Source organism: Polyangiaceae bacterium, assembly GCA_015075635.1.
Taxonomy (GTDB): domain Bacteria; phylum Myxococcota_A; class Polyangia; order Polyangiales; family Polyangiaceae; genus JADJKB01.
The window spans coordinates 2,433,465-2,457,112 of sequence record JABTUA010000003.1 but is presented as its reverse complement, the minus strand read 5'-3'; the positions used below and the strand labels follow the sequence as shown (position 1 = coordinate 2,457,112).

The window sequence follows — 23,648 nt, the reverse complement described above, 5'->3', positions numbered from 1 at the left end:
CATGCCTCGACAGGGCTCGCTCCTGGACCTCGACCCCGAGACGCGGGCGGCGCTCTGGCGCCAGGTCGCCGAGCTGCTCGAGGCGCACCAGACTCGGCTGAGCGAGGACGCCGGGGCTGCGATCGTGCCGATCTCGGCGGCGATGTCATTGGAGCGCCTCCTCGACGGGACGCCACGCGAGCCGGACGCCGTGGTCGCCGAGGTCGCCGGGGCCCTGGAGCTCGGGATCGTCCATCCGGACCATCCGCGCTACTTCGGGCTGTTCAACCCCGCGCCAGCCGCGCTCGCCGTGGTCGCGGACGCGCTGGTGTCCGGGTTCAACCCTCAGCTCGCGACGCGAGGTCACGCGCCCTGGCCCGTCGCGGTCGAGGACTGCTTGATCGCAGCCTTCGGCGCGCGCTTCGGCTGGACTGCGGGCTCGACCCGAGGCGCATTCACCTCCGGCGGGGGCGAGGCCAACATGACCGCCGTCGCCTGCGCGCTGGACGCAGCGTTCCCGGACTTCGGCGAGCGCGGCGCGCGCTCGCTCGCCGGCGAGCCCTGTCTGTACGTGTCCGCCGAGGGTCACGCGACCGTCACCCGGGCCGCGCGCCTGGCAGGGCTCGGCGCTCGGGCCGTCAGGACCATCCCCGCCGATGCACGCCAGCGCATGAAACCGGACGCGCTGCGCGAGGCCATCGCCCAGGATCGCGCGCGCGGCGCCTTGCCGTTCCTGGTGGTGGCGACCGCGGGCACGACCGGCTCCGGCGCCATCGATCCGATCGGCGAGATCGCCGCGATCGCCGGGCGCGAGGGCTGTTGGCTGCACGTGGACGCGGCCTGGGGGGGACTGGCGGCGCTGGTCCCCGAGCTCCGCGGGGCACTCGAAGGCATCGCACGCGCCGACTCGATCACCTTCGACGCGCACAAGGTCCTGTCGGCGCCGATCGGCACCGGCGCGTTCCTCACGCGGCGAGACGGCGTCCTCGAGCGCGTGTTCGCGGATCGAACCGGCTACATGCCGCGGGACGGAGCCAGCGACCCCTACGCGCGCTCGATGCAGTGGTCGCGCCGCTTCCTCGGGCTCCGAGTGCTCCTGCCGCTGCTCGCGATCGGCTGGGACGGCTACGCCGAGTCGCTCCGCCGCCAGGTCGCGCTCGCCGAGCGGCTCCGCGCGCGGCTCCGCGAACGCGGCTGGCAACTCGTCAACGACACCCCGCTGCCGATCGTGTGCTTCGTGGACGCCTCTGACGGAGCAGAGCGCGCGGACGGGCGCTTCCTGGACGCTGTCGCGCGCGCGACGATCGCCAGCGCCGGGGGCTGGCTCTCGGTACCGCGCTTCGCGAACGGCGCCCGCGCCCTCCGCGCCTGCGTGAACAACCACCGCACCGAGGCGCTGGACATCGATCGGTTGGTGGACGCTCTGGAAGCTGCACGCGCAGACGCGCGCTCGGGTGCAGCGTGAGCGCCGAGCCCCCCCGCGCCGGCAGCGTCGAGCGCTGGGCTTGGGACTACGTGCTCTCGACGTCCCTGGACGAGAAGCTCGCGCCCGCGACGCCGCCGGAGACTTGGGAGCCCGCGCCGCCCGCGCGCCGCATCGACGCGCCCGGGCGCCCCGCCGAGCTCCGAGTCGTGGCGCGCGCCGAGAAGAAGCGCGGCCTCGGCACGCCGCGGGGCCGCGCCCAGGTGCTGCACGCGTTCTTCCACCACGAGCTGCAGGCGGCCGAGCTCATGGCCTGGGCAGTGCTCGCGTTTCCGGACGCGCCGCGCGAGTTCCGCGAAGGCCTCCTGCGCATCGCGCTCGACGAGGTGCGACACATGCGCCTGTACGTCGGGGCCATCGAGCGGCTCGGGCATCGCATCGGCGAGTTCGCGGTGCGCGACTGGTTCTGGGAGCGCGTGCCCTCCTGCCCCGACGCCGCGTCGTTCGTCGCGGTCATGGGCCTGGGCCTGGAGAGCGCGAACCTCGACCACTCCGCGCACTTCGCCGCGGCGTTCCGCGAGGCCGGCGACGAGGAGTCGGCGCGCGTGCAGGAGCTCGTGGGGCTCGAGGAGATCGCCCACGTGCGCTTCGGCGTGCGTTGGTTCACTACCCTGACGGGCGGGCTCGACTTCGCCTCGTGGCGCCGGGCCCTGCCGGCTCCGCTCTCCCCGCTCTTGATGCGCGGCCTCCCCTTGCGCCGCGACGCCCGCGCGCGCGCGGGACAGCCCGAAGACTTCCTCGACGAGCTCGAAAGATGGATGCCGGACACGCCTGGGTCCTGAACCTGGACGCCGATCTGGAGCTCGGCGCGCGGGGCTCGCCCTACGCGCCGTCTCGGCGCGTCCTCGCCGCGATGCTCGCGTGGCGGGGCCAGCTCGCGAGGGGGCTCCTGGCCGCGGGAGACGTCTTGGTGGACGAGACGTCGCCACCCGGGTCCGCAGCCGGACGCGCCGGCCGGGCGTTCTGCATGACGCCCCGCGCGCGGGCGATGCTCGAGCGCGCCGGCGCGGTCGTCGAGCCGCACCCCGGCGTCGCCGTGCTGACCCGGGTGAACGGACGCGAGTTCTGCGCATCCCTGGGCGAGACGCTGCCCGGCGCCGCCTTCGTCAGTGACGAGGCCGCGGCGCGCGCGCTCCTCACCCGTCGGCCTCCGAGGGGCTTCCGCGCCTGGCGCGTGAAGCGCGCCTTCGGCATGGCCGGCCGGGGTCAGCGGGTGATCGATCCGAGCCCAGAGCTCTCGCCGCATGACTGGCGCTTCGTCCAGGCCAGCCTGAAGAGCGCCGGAGTCGTGATCGAGCCCCACGCCGACGTCGTCACGGAGTACGCCCAACACGGCAAGATCGCCCCGAGCGGCGCCGCGCGCTTCGGCGCCATCGTCGTGCAACGCTGTGATGCGCACGGCGCCTGGCTCTCGACCGCGCGCCTCTCCGGCGCCGAGCTCCGCGCGTTGCCGTTCGCCGCCCAGCTTCAGGCCGAGGCCGAGCGCGTCGCCGCCGCGCTGCACGCCGAAGGTTACTTCGGTCCCTTCGGCGTCGACGCCTACAGCTATCGCTCGGGGACGGGCGAGCTCGGCTTCAACCCACGGAGCGAGATCAACGCGCGCTACTCGATGGGCTTTGCGTGCGGCTTCGGCGGCGCGTGAGCACCGAGCCGCACTTGGGCGCTGTCACCTGCCCGACAACTCGCCCTCGAGCAGACTCGCCATCCCAGCAGAATCCGGCCCACTCACGCGCCGAGCTTGCTCGCCGGCCGGTCCGACGCTTGGATGGGCGGCTCCGAGAGGACGGATCGCATGGCAACTCAGAACAAGGACGGGATCTTCGAGGCGCTCGGCTTGAGCGCGAGCCTGAAGGGCGCGAGCGCGGGCGACGAGTGGTTCGCGTCGAGCGGCGACTTCATCGAGGTGAAGAGCCCGACCACCGGGGAGCTGCTCGCGAAGATCGAGCAGGCGAGCGAGAGCGACTACGAGAAGGTCGCGTCGGCTGCCGCCAAAGCCTTCGAGACATGGCGCGCCGTGCCCACCCCCAAGCGCGGCGAGGTGGTGCGGCTGCTCGGCGCCGCGCTCAGGGAGAAGAAGGAGATGCTGGGCCGGTTGGTCTCGCTCGAGATGGGCAAGATCCTCACCGAGGGCCTGGGTGAGGTCCAGGAGATGATCGACATCTGCGACTACGCCGTCGGGCTGTCGCGGACGCTCTCGGGCCCCACGCTCCAGAGCGAGCGCCCCATGCACCGCATGATGGAGCAGTGGCACCCGCTCGGTCCCATCGGCGTCATCACCGCATTCAACTTCCCCGTCGCCGTCTGGGCTTGGAACAGCGCGCTGGCGTTCGTGTGCGGCGATCCGGTCATCTGGAAGCCTTCGAGCAAGACGCCGCTGTGCGCCGTCGCCTGCCAGAACATCGCCCGGGACGTGCTCCGCGCCGCGGGAGTGCCCGCCGCCGTCTCGACGGTGATCATCGGGCGGGGCTCCGGCGTCGGCGAGCGCATCGTCGAGGACCCGCGCCTCGCTCTGATCAGCGCGACGGGCTCGACCAAGCTCGGCCGCCACATCGGCGAGGTCGTGGGCAAGCGGCTCGGCCGCACCATCCTGGAGCTCGGCGGCAACAACGCGCTGATCATCTCCGACAAGGCCGACCTGCGCGGAGCGCTGGCGTCCGCGTTCTTCGGCGCCGTGGGCACGGCGGGCCAGCGCTGCACCTCCACGCGCCGGCTGATCATCCACCAGAGCATCTACGCGGCCTTCCTGGACAAGCTCGTGACCAACTACCAGAAGGTGGCCATCGGCGACCCCCTCGATCCGAAGACGCTGATGGGGCCGCTGATCGACGAGTCCGCCGTGCGCGACTACGAGAAGGCGCTCGAGGCCGCGAAGAGTCAGGGCGGCAAGGTCGTCTACGGCGGCCAGGTGCTCGAGCCGCCGTTCGGCCGGCGCACGTTCGTGAAGCCCACCATCGTGGAGATCGACAACGGCGCGTCCATCGTCCAGACCGAGACCTTCGCGCCCATCTTGTACGTGATGAAGTACGAGACCATCGAGCAGGCCATCACGCTCCAGAACGCCGTACCGCAGGGCCTGTCCTCGGGCATCTTCACCGACAGCATGGCCGAGGCCGAGCGCTTCTTGAGCTTCAAGGGCTCCGACTGCGGCATCGCCAACGTCAACGTGGGCACCTCCGGCGCCGAGATCGGCGGCGCGTTCGGCGGCGAGAAGGAGACGGGCGGCGGCCGCGAGTCGGGCTCGGATTCCTGGAAGCAGTACATGCGGCGCCAGACCAACACCATCAATTGGGGTGGTGAGGTCCACCTGGCGCAGGGCGTGGACTTCAGCGCCTGAGACGCCGCGCTTGCCCGTCGCTCGTCGCTCCGCCGCGATGCCGTTCATCATGATCGCGGTGCTGATCGACATGCTGTCGATCGGCCTGATCGTGCCCGTGCTCCCGCTCCTGGTCGGCGAGTTCACGCAGTCGAAGGCGGATCAGTCCTTCTGGTACGGCGCCGTCGCGTTCGCGTTCGGCATCGCGAACTTCTTCGCGTCGCCCGTCCTCGGCGCGCTGTCCGACAGCTACGGCCGCCGCCCGGTCATGCTGCTGGGCTTCTTCGCGCTCGGGCTCACGTTCTTCGGCACGGCCCTGGCGACCGAGCTCTGGATGCTGATCTTGGCGCGGCTGGTCGGCGGCGCGATGCAGGCCAACGTGTCCGTCGCGAACGCCTACGTCGCCGACATCACCCCGGCGGAGGAGCGCGCGCGCCGCTTCGGCATGCTGGGGGCGATGTTCGGCATCGGCTTCGTCCTCGGGCCGGTGCTCGGCGGGCTGCTGGGCGCGCTCCGCCTCGACCTGCCCTTTTTCGTGGCCGGCTCACTCGCGCTCGCCAACCTGGTCTACGGCTACTTCGTGGTGCCGGAGTCGCTGCCGCCGAGCGAGCGGCGCGCGTTCTCGTGGAGCCGTGCCACGCCGCTCGCCTCGCTGCGCTCGCTGGCACGCCTCAGGGGCGTGGGCGGTCTGGTCGCGGTCATCGCCTGCACCGGGCTCGCGCAGTTCACGACCTACACGACCTGGGTGCTCTACTCGAGCTTCAAGTTCGGCTGGGGTCCGCGGGAGAACGGCTGGGCGCTGGCGGCCTTCGGCGTCTCCTCCGGCGTCGCGCAAGGCCTGTTTCTCGGGCGCCTGCTCCGGCGCTGGAGCCCGCGCCAGCTCGCGGTGGCCGGACTGGCGTCGTCGTCCGTCGCGTACGCGGCGTTCGGCGCGGTCACCCAGGGCTGGATGATGTTCGTGGTGATCGCGCTCAACCTGCTCGGGACCACCGTTGCCGCCAACATCCAGAGCATCATCTCGGGCGCGGCGAGCGCCCAGAATCAGGGTCAGACGCTGGGCGCGGTGAGCTCCCTGAACAGCTTGATGGCGGTGCTCGCGCCGACGCTGGCTGGACCGATGATGGCCCTGGTGTCCCACTACCCGCGAGGAGACTGGCGCATGGGCGCGCCGTTCTACTTCTGCGCGCTGCTCCAGGCCCTGGGCCTCGTGCTCGCGGTGCGTCACTTCCGGCGGGCGAACCTGGAGCTCGCGGCGCTGCCGAAGGGACTGAGCTGAGCTGGGGCTTGCCCGGACTCTCGTGCGGATCAGCGGGGAGTCTTTCGCCTCGACGGCTTGGGCGGCTCCAGCAACGTGGCGAGCGCTCGCCGCACGAGCTTCGTCTCGGCGGGGCGCCCGTGCGGGCCCGCTTTGGCCGTGGACAACGCCAGCATCCGCATGGTGCCCATGACGACGACCGAGAGCGCCGCGGGCTCCACGTCATCGCGAATCGTGCCCTCCTCCTGCGCCTCGCGGATGGCACCGACCAAGAAGGCGCGCGTCCGTTCGGCACAGCGTCCAAGTCGTGCCGCGCCGTCGTTGGGCAGCGCGAGCTGAAACTGCTCGGAGGATACCAGTCGCAGGATCCCCAGCTGGTTCCCCACCGCGCTGCTTCTGGCCTCGATGAAGCGCTCCAGCCGCTCTCGCGCGGGCAGGCCAGCGGGCGGGTAGGTCGTGTCGAGGACCGCCTCGACCCGCTCGACGACCGCGTCGAGCAGCGCGGACAGCGAAGGGAAGTGCCGGAAGATGGCGCCCCCCGTCAGCCCAACCTGCGCTGCCAGCGTGCGGGTCGTCAGCGCCGCGATGCCACGGGTGGCGATGATTTGGAGCGCGGCGTCGGCTAGCTCGACCTGTCGGACCTGTGTCGAACGCCGCTTCTCGCGCTGTCTTTTCGCAGGCGCAGCCCTTGACATATCAAGCAAGTAACTGCTTACTTACTTCATGTCAAGCCTCTCCCGGTCCCAGACCATCGTCCGGGTCGCGCGCGGGCTGCTCTGGCCAGCGTTACTCGTCGGGGGCATCGCCCTCGTCGCATGGCTCCGCTTCTGGAACCCCGCCGCGGTCCGTGTGGCTCGGGTGGACCGCGGCCCGGTGGTTCAGGAAGCGTTCGGCCGAGGCACCATCGAGAGTCAGCGCGAGGCGGCGGTGGGCTTCGACCTGGTCGGAAGGTTGAGTGAGGTGCTCGTCGACGAGGGCGCGCGCGTCACGCTCGGTCAAGAGCTCGCTCGCCTCGAGACGAATCAAGCCGAAGCCGATCTGCGCCTGGCCAAGACCGGAATCTCGGCCGCGCGCTCGTCGCTCGAGCGGCTCGCGGCGGACGAAAAGCGCGCGCGCGCGCTGGTCTCGGCGGCAGAACGGGACGCCCGCCGCAACGACTCCCTGTTCGCGAGCGGCGTAATCGCCGCACAGCAGCGGGACGATACGGCCGACAAGCTGCGAGTCGCGCGGGCGGAGCTAGATCGCGTGCTGGCCCAGCGCGCCGAAGCGACTCGCGGAATCGACGTCGCGGCCAGCGGCGCCAAGCAGAAGCAGGTGGCGGTCGTCCGCGCGACCCTGCTCGCTCCCTTCGACGGGCTGATCACCCGGAGACTTCGCGAGCCCGGTGACACGGTGACGATCGGTTCGACCGTGCTCCGCATCGTGGATCCGACCCAGGTGTACGTGCGCGCTGCCATGGACGAGACCGTCCTGCACGCGCTGTCGGAGGACCAACGGGGCGCACTCTTCTTCCCGGGCGCCGCCGATCCCGTCAGCGGTAGGGTCACCCGCATCTCGTGGGAGGCGGACCGCCAGACCCACGAGATCTTCGCCGAGCTGACCCCCGACAAGCTGGAGCGCCGAGTGGCCATCGGTCAGCGCGCGGACGTGCGCGTCGAGCTCGCGAAGAAGGATGGCGCTCTCCGGGTGCCGATGGCGATGATCCAGCACGACGAGCAGGGCGCCTACGTGCTGGTCGACCGTCGCGGGCGCATCGCGGTGGCGCGGCCGCGGCTGGGGCTGACCGGTCGGGACCAGGTCGAGGTGCTCGAGGGACTGTCCGAAGGCGACGTGGTCCTCGTCGCGAAGACCCCGGGCGCTTCGCTCGAGCCGGGCCGCCGCTGGAGGGCCGGTTGAACCTCGCGCTGCGCGACGTGCGGAGACACCTCGGCCGGTTCGTCGGGACGGCCGCCGGCGTGGGGCTCCTGCTCACCGTCGTCATCGCGATGCAGGGCATCTACGCGGGCATGGTCGAAGAAGCGATCCTGCTCACCCGGAGCATGCGAGCCGACCTCTGGGTCGTCCAGCGGGACACGCGCGGCCCCTTCGCAGAAGCGTCGCGGCTCGACCCGAGCGTCGAAGCCCGCGTCGCGGCCGTTCCGGGCGTACTGAGCGCGCGCGCGTACACCTACCAGCTCATCCAGCGCGAGCATCGAGGCAAGGTCCTGCGCATCGCGCTCGTGGGGCTCGGCTGGCCCGATGACTCCGGTGCCCAACTGACGCTGGTGCGGGGTCGCCCGCTGGCGCAGCCGCACGGCGAGGTCATCGTCGATGCGTCCCTCGGGTTCGACATTGGCGAGACTCTGGTGCTGGCGCGCGAGACCTACCGGGTCGTCGGCCTGACCAAGAACGCGCTGACTTCAGCCGGAGACTCGGTGGCGTTCCTCACCGTCGCAGACACGCAGCTCATCGCACTCGAGCAGCCGGCGGAGGCACTTCAGCTCGAACGCCAGCGAGTCGCCGAGCGGATTCGCCGTACCGACATCGGGCGCGGCCAGCCCGCGCTCGAGGATCTGGCCCTCGATCCAGCATGGCGCGCGCCGGCGCTCTCGTCACCGCCGCTCGCAGCAGTCCTGGTCGACGTCGCGCCGCATCGGCTGAGCGAGGTTCGAAGCACGCTGATCCGCTGGGGTGACGTGACGGTGTTCTCGCAGGCCGAGGAGGAGGACCTGCTCCTTGGCGGAGTCATCCAGCGCGCTCGTATGCAGATCGGGCTCTTCACCGTGATTCTGACGCTCACCGCGACCGTGATCGTCATGATGGTCATGTACAACATCACCCTCGAGAAGACCCACGACCTGGCGATCTTGAAGCTGATGGGGGCGCCCCGATCGCGGCTGCTGGGGCTGGTGGTGCAGCAAGCCTGGCTGCTCGGCGCGCTGGGTTATGGCTTCGCCTTCTTCCTCGGTGAGCTCGCATTTCCGATGTTCCCGCGGCGCGTCTTGATCACGGAGACCCTCGCCTACGCTGCCCCGGCGGTCACCTTCGTGGTCGTCACTCTCGCCAGCATCCTCGGTCTGGCTCACGTGATGCGCGTCGATCCCGGGCGTGTACTGGAGGGATGATCTTGGCGGACGCAGTGCAGGCCATCGGGCTCAGGAAGACCTTCGGCGCGGGCTCTTCGGAGGTCGTCGCTCTCGACGACGTGGATCTGGCGCTCGCCACGGGGACCGTGTCGGCGCTTCTCGGGCCGAGCGGCGCAGGCAAGTCGACGTTGGTCAAGGCACTCGGATTGGTCTCGCTCGCGGAGGCCGGGGAGGTGATCTTCGAAGGTCGGCGCGTCGTGAAGGACGGCGTGGCGCTCACCGACGTCGCCCGCTTGCGCCGCTTGCACCTGGGATTCGTGTTTCAGAAGGCGAACCTCATCTCCTTCTTGACCGCCCGAGAGAACGTCGAGGTCGCGTGTGAGTTCGGCGGCAAGGCGGACGGAAGGCGGCGCGCCCTCGAGCTCCTCGACTACCTCGAGGTCGGCAACCGCGCCTCGGCCTACCCGGACACTCTGAGCGGAGGCGAGCAGCAACGGGTGGCCATCGCCCGCGCCCTGGCCAACGAGCCATCGCTGATCCTGGCCGACGAGCCGACGGCCGCGCTCGACAGCAAGCGCAGCCGCGCGGTCATGGAGCTGTTCCAGAAGGTGGCGCACGAGCGCGGCGCTGCCGTGCTGGTAGTCACGCACGACCACCGCGCGCTCGACGTCTTCGACGTGCTGTATCAGATGGAAGACGGCAGACTTCGCCGGGGCTACTCCGCCGACGGCGCCGTGCCCGCTCACCGCTGATTGCCCCGCTTCCGAGAATCCCGATCTTCCCGCGCGCCTCTAGGGCACCCTACCTCTCACGGCCCAGGCGCGAGCCTCGAGCTCGATCGGCGGACGCAGGCGTCGGCGGAGCCGTTCGCCCAGCTCCATACGCCGAGCCGCGTCCAGCGTGGCGACCCAGGCCCCGGCCGGGCCCTGCCCGAGCAGGAACGGAGCCCAGTACTCGTCGAAGGACTCGAAGCGCTGCGCCACGCCGAGTGCCACCTCCTCGACGTGCTGAAGTCCCACCTGCCGCCACAGCGCCGACAGCTCGCCGCCCCGGCACAAGGGCATGTGCGCCTCGTCGCGCGGCCTGGCCGCGGGGTCGAAGGCGATGGCCTCGTCCCAGAACGCCCGGAGCATCTGCATGCCCTCGCCGTAGTCCCAGACCGCGGCGCTCACGACGCCGCCGGTTTTGGTGACCCGCAGCCACTCCTTCACGGCGCGCGCCGGGTCTGGGATGAAGTTCAAGACCAGCAGCGAGAGTGTCTTTTCGAACGTCCCGTCCGGAAATGGAAGCTCTTGGGCGTCCTCGACCCGAAACTCCACACGCGGGTCGTGGTTCGCCGTCTTCGCGTGACCCACGTACTCCGCCGAGCTGTCGACGGCGCTGACACGCGCTGCTCCGGTTCCGTCGCGCACGGCGAACGAGAGCGAGCCCGTCCCGCAGCCGGCATCGAGCACCGCGTCACCGTCACGCACCTCGGCGAACGCGACCAGCGCGGGCGCGAGCAGGCGACTCCATCGGCCCATGAAGCGTTCGTAGGCGTCGGCCTGAGAGAACATGAATCCGACCTCACCCCTCCAGCTCGCCCAGCTTCGCACGAGCGCGGTGCTCGGGCCAGCCGCTCGCGCTCGGCGCGGAGCGCACGCCTCAATGCGCGCCCGCGGCGTCGAGGAAGGCGTGCACCGCGGCCTGTTCCAGGTGCACGAGCACGACGACGAAGTCGCCGGGGAGCGCGGCATCGAAGACCGAGCGCAAGGCCTCCACCTCCGAGTCCACCGTCGCCACCGCCTCGAGCGGGAACCCCTGCGTGGCGAGCTCCCGCGCGAACATCCGGGGCACCTCGCCCGGCTCACGCCCTCTCGTGTAGCCGCCGAGCTCGCGGAGCAGCACCCGATCGGGCTTGGCGGCCAGAATCTCACGGGTGACCTCGGAGATGTCGTGCTCGCTGCGATCGCCCGCGGCCCCGGCGACCACGCTCAAGCGGCCCGGGTGACCCTCGCGCAGCGCGGACACCAGCTGCATCACCCCGCGGATCCCGTCCGCGTTGTGCCCGAAGTCCAGCAGCACCCGGACGCCCCCTCGCTCCACGAGCTCGCCGCGCCGCGGGTTGTCGGAGGGCTGGAAGGCAGTGAGCCCGCGAACGATGGCGTCGTGCCCGATCCCGAGCGCCCGGGCCAAAGCCACGCACGCGACGGCGTTCTCCACGTTGTAGGCCGCCGCGCCGCCGAACGTGATGGGCACGGCGGCGACATCGACGACGGCCTCCTCGCCGTCCAGGATCTTCCCGCCTTCGGCGACGACCGGGCGCTCACCGCGCGCGCGCGCCCCCGCGATCACGACGCGCGCGGCGGGGTCGTCGCGATCGAGATCCGCGAAGAAGACGACCCGGGCGCGCAGGCGCGGGGCGAGCGCGACGAGCTTGTCGTCGTGAGCGTTCAGCACCACCGTTCCGGTGCTCTCCACGGCCTCCGCCACCACCGCCTTCACGCGCGTCATGCCCGCCAGGTCGTCGATGCCGTAGCTCCCGATGTGATCGTCGCCCACGTTGGTGATCAGCGCCGCCGCGCAGCTCTCGACCGCGAGACCCCTCCGGAGCAGGCCTCCGCGTGCCGTCTCGAGCACGGCGAGATCCACGTCCGTGCGGCGGAGCACGTTCCGCGCGGCGGCGGGCCCGGTCCAATCGCCGCGGTCCAGCACCTCGGCGCCGACCGCGATCTCGTCGCTCGACGCGCTGCCCACGCGAAGGCCAGCCTCCCGCGCGATGCGCGCGAGCAGGCGCGTGGACGTCGTCTTGCCGTTGGTCCCCGTCACGAGCGCCACCGGAATCGCCCCCAGGGACTCCCAGGGCACGTCGGCCACGTCCGGCAACGCCGAGCGAGGCCAGCACCGAGAGCGCGATCCGGTGCCGACGCTCACATGCTCGTCGTCCCAGAGCAGCGGCAGCGCTCGGCGCGCCGACTCCGCCGCCAGAGCCAGGAGGCGGGGGCAGGCGTCCCGCCGGAGGATCTCGCGGATCTCGCTCCGCTTCGGCTCGAGCGAGAGCGCGTCGCGCTCCGCCAAGAGCTCGGCCGCGGAGAGCGCCGCCCACTCGCTCATCTCGGCGCACGCGAGCATCACGTCGATGGGCGCTTCGTAGCCGATGACGGCTCCGCCCCGAGACGCGCGCGACAGGAGTGAGACGTCTGCCGGAAAGCCGAGCGCCACCCGCATGCGAGCGAGCTCCCTCGCGTAGGCTCCCCTCACCGCGTCGAGCGTCTCCGAGGCCTCCAGCGCGAGCTCCACGATCACGAGCGGCGTTCGCGACAGGTGGTTCGGCCCGGTCAGCCGGCGGGCGTCGAGGAGCCGCATGCCGACGCCCGTCAGTCCTCGCGCTCGCGCGCCAGGCGCACGCCGCGGTCGTCCTGGATCACCTGCGCACCCTCGAGCAGGTCGCGGTTCGACTCGACGCCGAGCCCGCTGCTCTCGAGCGCAGAGCCGCCGCTCGGCTCCGTCCCCGCCCCGGGGGCGGAGGGCGGGCTCGATCCCCCAGCCGACTCGGGCTTGAAGTAGATGACCTGCTTCCAGCTGCGAGAGATCATGTCCGCGAACACGACCAAGAGGTCGCCGCGCTTGCTGCCCCGGAGCGCGGCGTCGATCGCGGCCTGCTCGTCGGGGATCAGCTCGATGTTCTCCTTGGGAAAACCGCTCTGAAGGAGCTCGTCCTGCAGCATCAGCGGGACCTCGTCGGATCCCCGGCCCCGAAGATCGTCGTCCCGGCGCAGGATCAGCCGATCGAAGGCCTTGCCCGCGATCCGTGCCATGGCCCGGATGTCCTCGTCGCGACGGTCGCCGGGGGCCGAGAGCACGCAGATCCGGCGGCCGCTGCACTCGAGCTTCAGCGCGAGATCCGCCATCACCTGCACCGCCGCGGGGTTGTGCGCGTAGTCGAGGATCACCTTGAAAGGCAGGTCGTTGAACACGTTCATGCGCCCTGGCACCTGGAAGTACGAGGTGTCGAACGTGCGCAGCCCCTGGCGGATGTTCTCGATCTTCACGCCCATCGCGTAGGCCATCACCGCAGCGAACATCGCGTTCTGGACGTTGTGCAGCGCCTTGCCCTCGAAGGTGGCCGGGATGAGGTGCGTCCAGAGCAGGGGCAGGTGCGCTCCCTTGTCGAAGATGGTGATCATGTGGCCGTTGATGCCCTCTTCGAGCACGGCCGCGAGGCCTCCGGCACGCAGGTGCTGGCGCACCAGCTCGTGCCGCGGGTTCATCGTCACGTAGGCGATGCGCGCGGCGTTGGTGTGGTCGGCCATGCGCAGGCACAGCCGGTCGTCGGCGTTGAGCACCGCACAGTCGCGCGTGACCTCCACGACGATGCGCTTCACCTCGGCCAGCTGCTCGAGCGTCGTCACGCCCTTGGAGTCGAGGTGATCGGCGGTGACGTTCAAGACCGCGCCGACGTTGCAGCTGCGATAGCCCATGCCGGCGCGGAGCAGACCGCCGCGCGCCGTCTCGAGCACCGCGAGGTCGACCGAGGGATCCCTGAGCACCATCTGCGCGGAGCGGGGACCGGTCATGTCGCCCGCGACCGTGCGCTCGCCGTCGATGTAGACGCCGTCGGTGGTCGCCAGCCCGACCGTGTGCCCGTTCATCTTCTGGATGTGCGCGAGCATCCTCGCCGTCGTCGTCTTGCCGTTCGTGCCCGTGACGGCCGCGATGGGGATCCTGGCGGGCGCCCCGGGCGGGAACAGCATGTCCATGACGGGCCCCGCCACGTCCCGCGGTTTGCCCTCGGTGGGCGCGACGTGCATGCGAAACCCCGGCGCCGCGTTGACCTCGCAGATCCCCCCGCCGACCTCGCGGTAGCTCTCGCTGACGTCGGGAGTGATGAAGTCCACGCCGCAGACGTCGAGACCGATGGCCTTCGCGGCGCGGACGGCCATCTCACGGTTGTCGGGGTGTACGACGTCGGTGAGATCGATCGCGGTGCCGCCGGTCGAGAGGTTGCCCGTCCCGCGCAAGAAGCAGATCTCGCCGGCGGGGAGCACGGTGCTCCGCGTGAAGCCTCTGGCCTGCATCAGCCGTTCGGCCTGCTCGTCGAGCTCGATGCGGGTGAGGACCTTCTCGTGACCTATGCCGCGCCGCGGATCGGCGTTCACGATGTCCACGAGCTCCGCGATGCTGTGCTCGCCGTCGCCGACGACGTGACCGGGCACGCGCTTCGCAACCGCGATGAGCTCGCCACCCACTACCAGCATGCGGTGATCGAACCCGGAGAGGAAGGACTCGACCACGACGCTGCGCGCGTGCTCCCGCGCCTTCTCGAAGGCGACGCGCACCTCGGCCTCGCTCCGGAGGTCCAGGGACACGCCGCGCCCGTGGTTCGCGTCGAGGGGCTTCACCACGACCGGATAGCCGAGCCGGGCGGCTGCGCGCACGGCCCCGTCCGCGCTGCGCACCAGATCCTGGCGCGGGACCGGCAAGCCGAGATCGCCCAGGATGCGGTTCGTCTCCTCCTTGTCCGAGGCGATGGAGACCGCGATGTGGCGGGTCTCGCTGGTGACGGTGGCCTGGATCCGCTTCTGGTACTTGCCGTGTCCGAACTGGACCAGGCTGTAGTCGTTGAGGCGCATCCAAGGGATGTCGCGCGCCTCGGCGGCACGCACCAGCGCGCCGGTGGACGGGCCGAGCTGGCGCCGCTGCGCGAAGGCGATCAGCTCGACGAGCTCCTTCTCGAAATCGAAGGGCGCCTCCTCGTCGTCGCTCGTGGGCCTGAGCTCGGGCGGGAGCAGGTGGTGGAGCAACTTCACCGCGAGCTCCCCGGCTGCCTCGGCGACGCGCTCCTCCTCGTACTCGTAGACGACGTGGTAGCGCCCGGGCGCTCCCTCGCTCCGCGTCTTGCCGAACACGACGTTCGCGCCCGTGAGCTGCTGAAGCTCGATCGCGACGTGCTCGAGCACGTGACCGAGCCAGGTCCCACCGTCCTCCGAGAGCCGCCGGACGAACCCACCCTCGGTGCCGAAGGAGCAGGTGTGGGCCGCGAGCGTCGGGATCGCGGCGAGCAGCCCCTGGTTGAAGCCGGGGATCTTGGCGCTCGGCCACGCTTCGAGGACTCCGAGGTCCACCGTCAGGCGAACGACGGGGAAGTGCGCGTACAGGCTGGGTCCGCGGTAGACGCGGCGCTCGAGAAGTTCCATCTGGTCCTCACTCACCGGACGGCGTCGCGCGCCGGGTTTCGAGATCGAAGATGCCCCCTTCGATCAACACGTGCAGCCGAACGTTGGTCATACACACGGGATGGCCCTGCTTCGCCTCGGCGATCGACGAATGCCCGAGCTCCGAGGCATCGATGATGGTGAGCGCGCCGGTGCCCACGACCGTGAGCTTGCGCTCGTGGTCGATGAATGCGGCGGTGTCCTCGTCGAGGCCAATCCCCACGGCGAAGGGGTTGTAGGCGAGCGCCGTCAGCAGGCGGCCCAGCCGATCGCGCTGGCGAAAGTGCTGGTCGATCATGATGCGATTCGTCAGGCCAAAGCCGGGGACGAGCGCCACCGCGCCGGCGTGGGGCGAGTGCCCCTCGGCGCCGAAGGCGATCATGTGCTCGCTGAGGATGGCGGCGCCGGCGCTGGTGCCTCCGACCGCGACGCCTCGGGCGTTCGCCCGGCGGATGGCCTGCGCGACCGGCGTCCCACCCAGGATGGTGGTGAGCCGGAGCTGGTTTCCCCCCGTCACGAAGATGCCGTCCGCAGCCTCGATGTACTCGAGCCACTCGCGCTTCGCGGCGTCGTCGCGCGAAGCGAGAGGCAGCGCCTTCGCCTCGTCCGCACCCAGCTTTCGGAACAGCTTCTCGTAGCGGCGCCCCGTGTCCTCGAGCTTCGAGGCAGTGGGGATGATCACGATGCGCGAGCCCTCGCCGCCAGAGACATCGATGAATCGTCGCAGGATGTTGGCTGCCCCTTCCTTGTCCTCGGCACCGCCGATGGGAACGATGAAGCCCCGCTGATTGCCACGCTCGATCTTCGCTGGGCTCATCTCGCTCTACTCGCTGTCGGTCGCTCGAAGGTCCCGAGAGCGATGGGCTCGCCGGAGCGGACCAGGAAGCGCCCGCGGGCCATCACCTGACTGATGCGATGGCTTTCGTCAAGCACGACGAGGTCGGCGTCCGCGCCCACCGCTATCCGTCCTTTCCCGGAGAGGCGGAGGGCGTCGGCGACGTTGCGCGTGAAGACCGGCAACACCTGCTCGAGGGCGTGGCCGCGCGCGAGCAGCTCGGCGAGGGTGTCGGCGAGCGCGCGGGGCGACCCGACGTCCATGGCCAGCACCCGACCGGCGGCGTCGAACGTCGGCAGGCAGCCGCCCCCGTCGGAGCTCGCGGTCAGGCGTTCGGGCGGGGCACCGGAGCCCAGGTACTCCGAGATGGCGTCGGCCGCCCCGAGCGCGTCTTCCCCCTCGGCGACGGGAAACGCGGTGACGTCCACCGTGCAGCCGCGCCGCGCGAGCTCGAGCGCCTCGGCGAACAAGCGCCGCTGCCGATTCACGTGGGTTGGATGAAACACGCGCGGGGGGAGCTCCGTCACGTCGAGCAACTGGCGGACGAGCTCGAGCCCACGCGGCCCGTCTCCGAGGTGCAGGTGTAGGACGCCGGCCTTGCCGCTCATCAGGCCGGCCACGTGACAGTCCGCCGCGAGGCGCGCGAGCTCGTCCAGCGTCGGCTGCGAGGAGCGGTGATCGCTGAGCGCGATCTCGCCGGCGCCGATGATGGGATCGACGAAGACGATGTCGGAGCGCACGCTGCCGGTCAGCGTGATGGGAGGGATCTGGTAGCTCCCGGTCCAGCACCAGGCCGAGAGCCCCTGCTCGCGCAGCGCGAGCGTCGAGGCCACCAGCCCCGCGACGGAGCGGGTCGTGCCGTCCGTGCCGAGGACACCGACCGTGCTCGTCACACCCCCGCTGCTGAGCTCGCTCGGCCCGACCTCCGGGACGCGCGACGACGGACCCGACTCGCCGCCGCCTCCGGTGATGTGCACGTGTGCGTCGATCAGACCGGGGATCAGCCGCGCTCCGCCGAGGTCGACGACCTGGCACAGGCTCGGGCCGAGCTCGGCGAGCTCGGGTTCGATGGCCAGGATGCTCCCGCCGCCGACCAGGACCTGGCAGAGGCCACGCGGCTCGGGCGCGAACAGCTGGGCGTTCCGGAGCAGCGTGAGCGGCGGCGATGACACGGCGCCTTCCTAGATCACCGCTGCCGTCTCGGCGAGATGTTTCGCCCGCGGCCAGCTATGGTAGGGCATGGCCGCAGACGCAATTCACGACCGCTTGCTCGCCATCGTCAAGAAGCTGCCCGAAGCGGAGGAGGCCTGGCCGTGGGGCAGCATTCACTGCAAGGTCGCAGGCAAGATCTTCGTGGGCTGGAGCCGCGATCGGACGGGAGTGATGTGCATCGGCCTGCGCACCACGCCGGCGCTGCAAGCCACGCTGGTCGCCTCGGATCCGCGCTTCTCGGTCGCGAAGTACACTGGCAAATACGGCGGCATCGACCTGCGCCTCGGTCCAAGGCCCAACTGGGCCGAAGTCGAGCAGCTCATCGTGGAGAGCTATCGCATCGTCGCGCCCAAGCGCCTGGCGCGTCTGCTCGACGAGCCGCCGAGCTCTGCCGCGAGGGTCGAGAGGGCCAGCCCGCCGAGAAAGCGGAAGGTCGCGCCGAAGAAGAGGCGCTGAGCTGGGTCACGCGCCGCGTCCGCGCCGGCAATGCCGCGCTCGGACGAGCGCGAGGCCCAGCAGCAGGAACAACCCGCCGGGAGCGCTGCCCGCTCGGGGAACGCTGCGGCACGCGCAGCCGCCGTCCACTGCCTCGCGCGGCGTCTCTTCGGGTGCGATCCCCTGCGCGCCGCCGATCACCCCACCGTCTTGCCAACCCGAGCCGCCCGAACCGACGCTGCCGCCGGAGCCCTGGCTCGAGCACACGCCGCCTTCGTCGATCTCGCCGTCGCAGTCGTCGTCTTTGCCGTTGCACGACTCGGGGTGCGGCGCGCAGCCGCCGGCGGCCTGAAGCGTCACGTAGTACTTCGGCGCGTCCCAGCCCGAGGCGCTGCTCCAGGCGGGCCCGTCGATCGTGGCGCCGAACGCCGTGCCGTCGAAGGGCCAGCACACAACCCCCGCGGCTCCGCGGCCGCAGATCTCGGCCTTGCCGTCCCCGGTCACGTCGGCGACGCGAAAGCTGCCGAAGTAGCGCTGCTCGTGCCAGCCGCCCGCATCTGCCATGTCGGGTCCGCTGACCGCTGCGTCGAAGCCCGCGCCGTTCGAGGGCCAGCAAAGAAACCCAGCTGCTGCTCGCGCGCACAGATCCGCGCGCCGATCGCCGTCCCAATCGGTGAGGCGGAGCGTGCTCCAGTACCTCGCCTCGCCCCAACCCTGGGCGTCGCTCAGCTCGGGACCGGCGACCGCCGTGGGGAAGCCAGCGCCGTCCGAGAGCCAGCACTGGACGCCGGCGGCGCCGCGAGCGCACACGTCGGCCTTGCCGTCGCCGTTCACGTCGCCCATGCGCAAGGTCGCCCAGTACTTCGCGTCACCCCAGCCCTGAGCGTCGCTGAGCTCGGGGCCCGGGATTTCCGTGGGAAAGCCGGCGCCGTCGGAGAGCCAGCAGTGGAAACGCGCCGAGCTACGGGCGCAGACGTCCGTCTTGCCGTCGCCGTTCACGTCCGCCATGCGGATGGTCCCGAAGTACTTGGCGTCGCCCCAGCCGCTGGCGTCGCTGAGCTCGGGCCCGGCGAGCTCCGGTCCGAAGCCGCTGCCGTTCGAGAGATGACAGCCGAAGCGCGCGCTGTGTCGCGCGCACACGTCGGCCTTGCCGTCGCCGTCCACGTCCGCGAGCCGGAGCGTGCTCCAGAAGCGCGGCTCGCCCCAGCCGTTCGCGTCGCTCCATGCCGGCCCCTCGATCTGGGTCGGGAACCCGCTGCCATCGCTCTTCCAGCAGTGCACGCCCGCGCTCGACCGCGCGCAGACGTCGGCCTTGCCGTCGCCGTCCACGTCGCCCATGCGGAGGGTGCCGTAGAACCGGGGCTCGCCCCAGCCATTGGCGTCGGAGAGCTCCGGCCCGACGAGCGCCTCCGAGAAGCCGCTCGCTCCCGCCTTCTCGCAGACGATGCCGGCCGCGGCGCGCGCGCAGACGTCCGCGTCGCCGTCCCCGTCCAGATCGCTGGAGGTGGTGCCGTCGAGCATCCCGGCTTGCGGCAGCACCAGCTCGGTGAGCACGCACACGTCACCTTCGTCGACCGCGCCGTCGCAGTCGTCGTCGCCGCCGTTGCACACCTCGGGCTTGGGCTCGCACTGACACTGCTCCGCCGGCAGGCCCAGGTACGCGCCCTGTGAGACCCAGAACGAGGTCGAGCCGCCGCACGGACCGGAGAACGGCTCGTCGGAGACGTTGTTCGAGTAGCGCGGCTCGAAGTGCAGGTGCGGGCCCGTGGAGTTGCCGCTGGAGCCGACCTTGCCCAGCACCTGCCCGCACTTCACGCTCTGGCCCGCCGAGACCGCGACCGAGCCGTTCATCAGGTGTCCGTAGTAGGTGGACTTGCCGTCGGCGTGGGTGATCTTCACGTAGTTGCCGAAGCCGCCGCCGCAGCCGCAGGCGCCGCTCGTGCAGCGATCGAAGCACCCGTCGATCGCGGCGGCGACGGTGCCGTCGGCCGCCGCGACCACCTGCCGGCTCCCGGCGTCCATCACCGCGAAGCCGCCGATGCCGATGTCGGTGCCCTTGTGCCCGTCGTAGGTCTTGGTGCCGCAGTTCCAGTCCTTCAGCCCGCTGGCGGCGTGGTCGCGGTACGCCGTGATGTAGGGCTGCGTGCCCGAGCCGGGCTTCAAGAGCGGGAAGCGATATTGCTGCCCGAGCGCAGGGGTCACCGCGAGCACCCCCGCGAGCACGAGGCCGAACGCCAGCGCGCGCTTCATCGCGCGCCTTCCGGCGAAGGCGACGCCGCGCCGTCTGCGAGGGCAACGCGCCAGCGCGCGCCGCCGCCGGCGTCGTAGACCAGGTGGTCATGGGTCGCCTCGATCACCTCCACGGGCGGCGGCACGAAGCCCACTCGCGCGCCGCCCGCGGCGAGACCGCGGTTGGTGAGCTGCCGCGGGGGCGCGTCGCTCCCGGGATCGACGACCCAGAGCGAAGCCACGCTGGTGCGCGCCGAGACGAACGCCACGCGCCCGTCCGGGATCGCGATCGGCAGATCGTCTGGTCCCGGCGCGGACGCGAGAGCGCGAGCAGAGCCCGCCGCCGACACCAGCCACAAATCCGTCTCGCCGGGCTCGTCCGAGCGTCGGGCGACGACCACGCCGCCATCCGGCAACGCCGCTGGTCGCCCCAGCGCGCCAACCAGCAAGGTCGTGCTGCGGCCGCCCGCCAGCCGAACCAGCGCGCCGCCGGCGGTCACGGCGAACGTGGCCGCCGGCCCGCGCGCCGTCGCGACCACGTCGCGGAGCTCCGTCGAGCCCAGCCACAGGCTGCCCGCCGGTTGCTGATCGGTCTCGGCCTGCGCCGAGCTGAGCTCCACGAGCTCCGGCTCCCCGGCGTCGGGCGCCTGACAAGCGACGAACAGCCAGCACCCCAGCGCGAGCGCGCTCTCGACACGGAGGCCCATCGTGGACTTCTCCGTGCAAGAGCCGAGCCGGGCATTTCACCGCGGAAGTCGGCTCATTTCGCGCTCGGCGCGCCAACCGCAGCTTGGCCCCGCCAAGCCAGCGTTGGCGCAGCGGGGTTGCGTCACATGCAGCAGATCGTGACCGGCGACGTCGGTGTCGCGCTCCCCGACACCAGCCCGCCCGATGCGGAACACGACCCGCCGAAGGGCGGCTGCCCGTCGTAGAACATGCTGCGCGAGGTCTGGTACGGCGGCGGGGGCGGGGTCGGATCCGGCGGCAGCGACGCGCACGCGCCCACTTGGGTGATGCTGACCGGATCCGCGCTGCACTGCGAGTTGGTCCAGAGCTCGACGCTGCCGGGACAGGCCGCACCCTGCGGGGAGCCGCAGTTGCACGGCGTGCAGCCGCGGGTGTCGTTCGCGCCCTGGTAATACGAGAGCTTCTGCGGGTAGCCGGCCGGGCACGCGTCGTCGCCTGCTTTGGCGACGCACAGCGCACCGTACGGCGCCTCGGGCACGGGAGCGCACACGCCGGCGCCACAACCGCCGCCGAGCTGAGCGCCGCCGCAGGCCCGGGCGCGCTCGTTCCAGACGAGCGGCGGGACGACGTTCTGAGTCGGCAGCGGGTTGCACGCGCCTCCATCGGGCGGAGCGGATAGGAGCTTCGCGCTCGGTGGGTCGTAGCCCAGGATGATGAACGACTGGCAGACGTTGGCGGCGATGGTCAGCTGCCCGGCCGTACCCGCGCAGCCGGGGACCTGGAAGAACTGCACGGTCGCGAGCGCGCACACCATGCCGATGGGCGAGCTGCAGCCGCAGGCCCCGCAAGTCGCCGAGCCAGCCGAGAGGCCCTGCATGCCGTCGAGCACCAGGTTCGGGTAGTCCGCGTCGCAACCCGGCGGCGGCGCCGCGCCAGGGCCATTCCAGAGCGCGAGCGGGCCCTGCCAGCCAGCCGGCGCCGCGGGCGCGCAAACCCCTTGGCAACTGCCGCCCGTGCCGCCAACGCCGCCGGTGCCGCCAACACCGCCCGTGCCGCCGGTGCCGCCAACACCGCCCGTGCCGCCGGTGCCGCCAACACCGCCCGTGCCGCCGGTGCCGCCAGCGCCGCCGACACCGCCCGTGCCTCCGACACCGCCGACACCGCCAACACCGCCGACACCGCCCGTGCCGCCAGTGCCACCCGTGCCGCCAACGCCTCCAACACCGCCTACGCCGCCCCCACCAAATCCACCAAACCCACCTGTGCCGCCGAAGCCGCCGCCACCGAACCCGCCGCCACCGAACCCGCCGCCGCCGAACCCGCCGCCGCCGAACCCACCGCCGCCGAACCCGCCGCCGCCGAAGCCGCCGCCGCCGAACCCGCCGCCGCCGAACCCACCGCCGCCGAAGCCGCCGCCGCCGAAGCCGCCGAAGCCGCCGAAGCCACCGCCACCGAAGCCGCCACCACCGAAGCCGCCGCCACCGAAGCCGCCGCCACCGAAGCCGCCGCCACCGAAGCCGCCGAAGCCGCCGCCACCGAAACCGCCGCCACCGAAGCCGCCGAAGCCACCGCCACCGAAGCCGCCGCCACCGAAGCCGCCGAAGCCACCGCCACCGAAGCCGCCGCCACCGAAACCACCACCGCCGAAGCCAGCGATCCCGCCGATGCCCGCGTCATCCAGATCGAAGTCGCCGAACCCTTCGTCCTTTGCGCCGCACGCGACCACCAGCAGCAGCGATGCCGCCAGATGCCATGTGCGAGCGCGGAGCGATCGGGAAGGCGACATGGGCTCGGTCGCAGTCTATCACTGCTTTCCCGCTGCGCTGAAGAACGTTGGTAGGCTCGGCGCCGTGAACGCCAGGCGCGCTACGAAGCAGGCCCTCGTCGGCGCAGCGCTCTTGACGCTCGGCGTGGCCGTGGCGCTGTATTTCCTCGCGCGAGCACGCGCGCCGATCCCGGCCGAGGAGTACGCCCATCGGCAGAAGCCGGAGTCACCGGCAGAGCTGTTCCCGTCGCCCGATTTTGCCTTCCGCGATCAGCACGGCCGCGCGGTGACGAAGGCCACCCTCGCTGGCGAGCCGTACGTCGCCAACTTCGTCTTCACCACGTGCCGCACCGTGTGTCCCATGCTCACCGCCAAGATGGTCCGGTTGCAGCGCGACCTGTCCGGCGTGCCCGTGCGCTTCGTCAGCTTCTCCGTGGATCCGGAGCACGACACGGTGGAGGTGCTCGCCGAGTACGCCAGGCAGTGGAACCCCGGGGAGTCTCGCTGGCTGCTCCTCGAGACCACGCCGGGTGGGCTGACGGAGCTGGCCCGCGGCTTTCACATCACCGCCGTGCGCACCGACGGCGGCCTCGACGCCGTGTTCCACAGCAGCGTGTTCGCGCTGGTGGATCAGCGCGGCATGGTGCGCGGCATCTTCGACTCCGACGACGCCGAAGACTTCAAGGCCCTGGCGCGGAGCGTGCGCGCGCTCTTGGGCAGCACGCCACCACCGCCGCCTGCCGGAGCGCGCAGCGCAGAGGTGCTGTACCACGAGCTGTCCTGCGCCAATTGCCACGAGCGTCCGGAGCTGGCGCCGCCGCTGGGCGGTCTCTCCGGTCAGCGCCGTGAGCTCGACACGCGGCTGTTCGTCAGCGCCGACGAGGCCTACTTGAGGGAGTCCATCGTCTCGCCGGCGGCCAAGCGCGTGATCGGCTACCCGCTGATGATGCCGTCCTACGCCGGCGACCTGTCGGGCGAAGAGCTCGACCGGCTGGTGAAGTACCTGGTCGCGCTGCCTCCTCCTTCGGCGCCGGCGCTGGACGCCGTGGTCGCGATCGATCCGGTATGCCGCATGAAGGTGCGGGTGACCGCCGACGCTCTGAAGCTCGAGCTGGACGGGGGCGAGACGATCTACTTCTGCTCCGAACAGTGTCGCAAGCGCTTCGGCGAGAGCCCCGGCGCCTACGCCCACTGAG

General features: G+C 71.3%; 19 protein-coding genes. 10 read left to right on the top strand and 9 right to left on the bottom strand.

The genetic code is table 11. From position 1 onward, the window contains the following. Position 1 precedes the first annotated feature (1 nt). The 5 genes from HS104_41650 to HS104_41630 all read left to right on the top strand — a co-directional run bounded on the left by HS104_41650 (position 2) and on the right by HS104_41630 (position 6,051). Complete coding sequence (locus HS104_41650; protein MBE7486464.1) at positions 2-1,444, top strand: aminotransferase class V-fold PLP-dependent enzyme; 1,443 nt, start codon at positions 2-4, stop codon at positions 1,442-1,444. Further along, positions 1,441-2,244 (top strand): DUF455 family protein, encoded by an 804-nt coding sequence (locus tag HS104_41645; GenBank protein MBE7486463.1) that lies wholly within the window; start codon positions 1,441-1,443, stop codon positions 2,242-2,244. Before HS104_41650 ends, HS104_41645 begins: the two co-directional genes overlap by 4 nt. Further along, positions 2,217-3,104, top strand: a complete 888-nt coding sequence (locus HS104_41640; GenBank protein MBE7486462.1) for a hypothetical protein — start codon at positions 2,217-2,219, stop codon at positions 3,102-3,104. Before HS104_41645 ends, HS104_41640 begins: the two co-directional genes overlap by 28 nt. A gap of 150 nt (positions 3,105-3,254) precedes the next feature. Next, positions 3,255-4,796, top strand: coding sequence for an aldehyde dehydrogenase family protein (locus tag HS104_41635; protein MBE7486461.1), 1,542 nt, complete (start codon positions 3,255-3,257; stop codon positions 4,794-4,796). 37 nt (positions 4,797-4,833) lie between these two features. Beyond that, positions 4,834-6,051, top strand: coding sequence for an MFS transporter (locus HS104_41630; protein MBE7486460.1), 1,218 nt, complete (start codon positions 4,834-4,836; stop codon positions 6,049-6,051). A 29-nt stretch (positions 6,052-6,080) separates the two neighbouring features. On the opposite strand, the gene HS104_41625 is transcribed toward HS104_41630, so the two are convergent. Continuing rightward, positions 6,081-6,725, bottom strand: a complete 645-nt coding sequence (locus tag HS104_41625; protein MBE7486459.1) for a TetR/AcrR family transcriptional regulator — start codon at positions 6,723-6,725, stop codon at positions 6,081-6,083. Between the two features lie 28 nt (positions 6,726-6,753). Here HS104_41625 and HS104_41620 point away from each other — a divergent pair, with 28 nt between their 5' ends. Genes HS104_41620 through HS104_41610 form a run of 3 tightly spaced genes read left to right on the top strand, consistent with a single transcriptional unit; the run spans position 6,754 to position 9,847 of the window. Further along, positions 6,754-7,926, top strand: coding sequence for an efflux RND transporter periplasmic adaptor subunit (locus HS104_41620; GenBank protein MBE7486458.1), 1,173 nt, complete (start codon positions 6,754-6,756; stop codon positions 7,924-7,926). Next, positions 7,923-9,134, top strand: coding sequence for an ABC transporter permease (locus tag HS104_41615; GenBank protein ID MBE7486457.1), 1,212 nt, complete (start codon positions 7,923-7,925; stop codon positions 9,132-9,134). Before HS104_41620 ends, HS104_41615 begins: the two co-directional genes overlap by 4 nt. Next, on the top strand, positions 9,131-9,847 hold the full coding sequence (locus tag HS104_41610; GenBank protein MBE7486456.1) for an ABC transporter ATP-binding protein: 717 nt from the start codon (positions 9,131-9,133) through the stop codon (positions 9,845-9,847). The genes HS104_41615 and HS104_41610 overlap by 4 nt, the downstream gene beginning before the upstream one ends. Positions 9,848-9,886: 39 nt before the next feature. Here the strand turns inward: HS104_41610 and HS104_41605 are convergent, their stop codons facing one another. From HS104_41605 to HS104_41585, 5 genes are all read right to left on the bottom strand, one after another. Beyond that, complete coding sequence (locus tag HS104_41605; GenBank protein MBE7486455.1) at positions 9,887-10,651, bottom strand: methyltransferase domain-containing protein; 765 nt, start codon at positions 10,649-10,651, stop codon at positions 9,887-9,889. Positions 10,652-10,739: 88 nt separating this feature from the next. Continuing rightward, entirely contained in the window at positions 10,740-12,440 is a 1,701-nt protein-coding gene (locus HS104_41600) for a hypothetical protein (GenBank protein MBE7486454.1), read from the bottom strand. Positions 12,441-12,451: 11 nt separating this feature from the next. Beyond that, entirely contained in the window at positions 12,452-15,271 is a 2,820-nt protein-coding gene (gene cphA, locus HS104_41595) for a cyanophycin synthetase (protein ID MBE7486453.1), read from the bottom strand. Positions 15,272-15,278: 7 nt separating this feature from the next. After that, positions 15,279-16,106 (bottom strand): cyanophycinase, encoded by an 828-nt coding sequence (locus HS104_41590; GenBank protein ID MBE7486452.1) that lies wholly within the window; start codon positions 16,104-16,106, stop codon positions 15,279-15,281. Then, a complete protein-coding gene (locus HS104_41585; protein MBE7486451.1) occupies positions 16,103-17,296 on the bottom strand; it encodes a beta-aspartyl-peptidase in 1,194 nt (397 codons plus the stop codon). Before HS104_41585 ends, HS104_41590 begins: the two co-directional genes overlap by 4 nt. A gap of 67 nt (positions 17,297-17,363) precedes the next feature. Here HS104_41585 and HS104_41580 point away from each other — a divergent pair, with 67 nt between their 5' ends. Further along, positions 17,364-17,792 carry an MmcQ/YjbR family DNA-binding protein gene (locus tag HS104_41580; protein ID MBE7486450.1) on the top strand — a complete coding sequence of 143 codons (429 nt, stop codon included), beginning with the start codon at positions 17,364-17,366 and terminating at the stop codon, positions 17,790-17,792. A 6-nt stretch (positions 17,793-17,798) separates the two neighbouring features. Here the strand turns inward: HS104_41580 and HS104_41575 are convergent, their stop codons facing one another. The 3 genes from HS104_41575 to HS104_41565 all read right to left on the bottom strand — a co-directional run bounded on the left by HS104_41575 (position 17,799) and on the right by HS104_41565 (position 22,473). After that, on the bottom strand, positions 17,799-20,021 hold the full coding sequence (locus HS104_41575; protein MBE7486449.1) for a VCBS repeat domain-containing M23 family metallopeptidase: 2,223 nt from the start codon (positions 20,019-20,021) through the stop codon (positions 17,799-17,801). After that, positions 20,018-20,707, bottom strand: a complete 690-nt coding sequence (locus HS104_41570) for a hypothetical protein (GenBank protein ID MBE7486448.1) — start codon at positions 20,705-20,707, stop codon at positions 20,018-20,020. The genes HS104_41575 and HS104_41570 overlap by 4 nt, the downstream gene beginning before the upstream one ends. Before the next feature lie 122 nt (positions 20,708-20,829). Beyond that, on the bottom strand, positions 20,830-22,473 hold the full coding sequence (locus HS104_41565) for a hypothetical protein (protein MBE7486447.1): 1,644 nt from the start codon (positions 22,471-22,473) through the stop codon (positions 20,830-20,832). A 64-nt stretch (positions 22,474-22,537) separates the two neighbouring features. Here HS104_41565 and HS104_41560 point away from each other — a divergent pair, with 64 nt between their 5' ends. Next, complete coding sequence (locus HS104_41560) at positions 22,538-23,647, top strand: SCO family protein (protein MBE7486446.1); 1,110 nt, start codon at positions 22,538-22,540, stop codon at positions 23,645-23,647. The last annotated feature ends 1 nt before the right edge of the window (position 23,648 follow it).

Excerpts from the sequence above, each read along its gene's own strand:
- HS104_41625 (MBE7486459.1), bottom strand. The coding sequence starts at position 6,725 with ATGTCAAGGGCTGCGCCTGCGAAAAGACAGCGCGAGAAGCGGCGTTCG.
- HS104_41620 (MBE7486458.1), top strand. The coding sequence starts at position 6,754 with ATGTCAAGCCTCTCCCGGTCCCAGACCATCGTCCGGGTCGCGCGCGGG.
- HS104_41580 (MBE7486450.1), top strand. The coding sequence starts at position 17,364 with ATGGCCGCAGACGCAATTCACGACCGCTTGCTCGCCATCGTCAAGAAG.
- HS104_41640 (MBE7486462.1), top strand. The coding sequence starts at position 2,217 with ATGGATGCCGGACACGCCTGGGTCCTGAACCTGGACGCCGATCTGGAG.
- HS104_41570 (MBE7486448.1), bottom strand. The coding sequence starts at position 20,707 with ATGGGCCTCCGTGTCGAGAGCGCGCTCGCGCTGGGGTGCTGGCTGTTC.
- HS104_41590 (MBE7486452.1), bottom strand. The coding sequence starts at position 16,106 with ATGAGCCCAGCGAAGATCGAGCGTGGCAATCAGCGGGGCTTCATCGTT.
- HS104_41575 (MBE7486449.1), bottom strand. The coding sequence starts at position 20,021 with ATGAAGCGCGCGCTGGCGTTCGGCCTCGTGCTCGCGGGGGTGCTCGCG.
- HS104_41630 (MBE7486460.1), top strand. The coding sequence starts at position 4,834 with ATGCCGTTCATCATGATCGCGGTGCTGATCGACATGCTGTCGATCGGC.
- HS104_41610 (MBE7486456.1), top strand. The coding sequence starts at position 9,131 with ATGATCTTGGCGGACGCAGTGCAGGCCATCGGGCTCAGGAAGACCTTC.
- HS104_41635 (MBE7486461.1), top strand. The coding sequence starts at position 3,255 with ATGGCAACTCAGAACAAGGACGGGATCTTCGAGGCGCTCGGCTTGAGC.
- cphA (MBE7486453.1), bottom strand. The coding sequence starts at position 15,271 with ATGGAACTTCTCGAGCGCCGCGTCTACCGCGGACCCAGCCTGTACGCG.
- HS104_41650 (MBE7486464.1), top strand. The coding sequence starts at position 2 with ATGCCTCGACAGGGCTCGCTCCTGGACCTCGACCCCGAGACGCGGGCG.
- HS104_41605 (MBE7486455.1), bottom strand. The coding sequence starts at position 10,651 with ATGTTCTCTCAGGCCGACGCCTACGAACGCTTCATGGGCCGATGGAGT.
- HS104_41565 (MBE7486447.1), bottom strand. The coding sequence starts at position 22,473 with ATGTCGCCTTCCCGATCGCTCCGCGCTCGCACATGGCATCTGGCGGCA.
- HS104_41600 (MBE7486454.1), bottom strand. The coding sequence starts at position 12,440 with ATGCGGCTCCTCGACGCCCGCCGGCTGACCGGGCCGAACCACCTGTCG.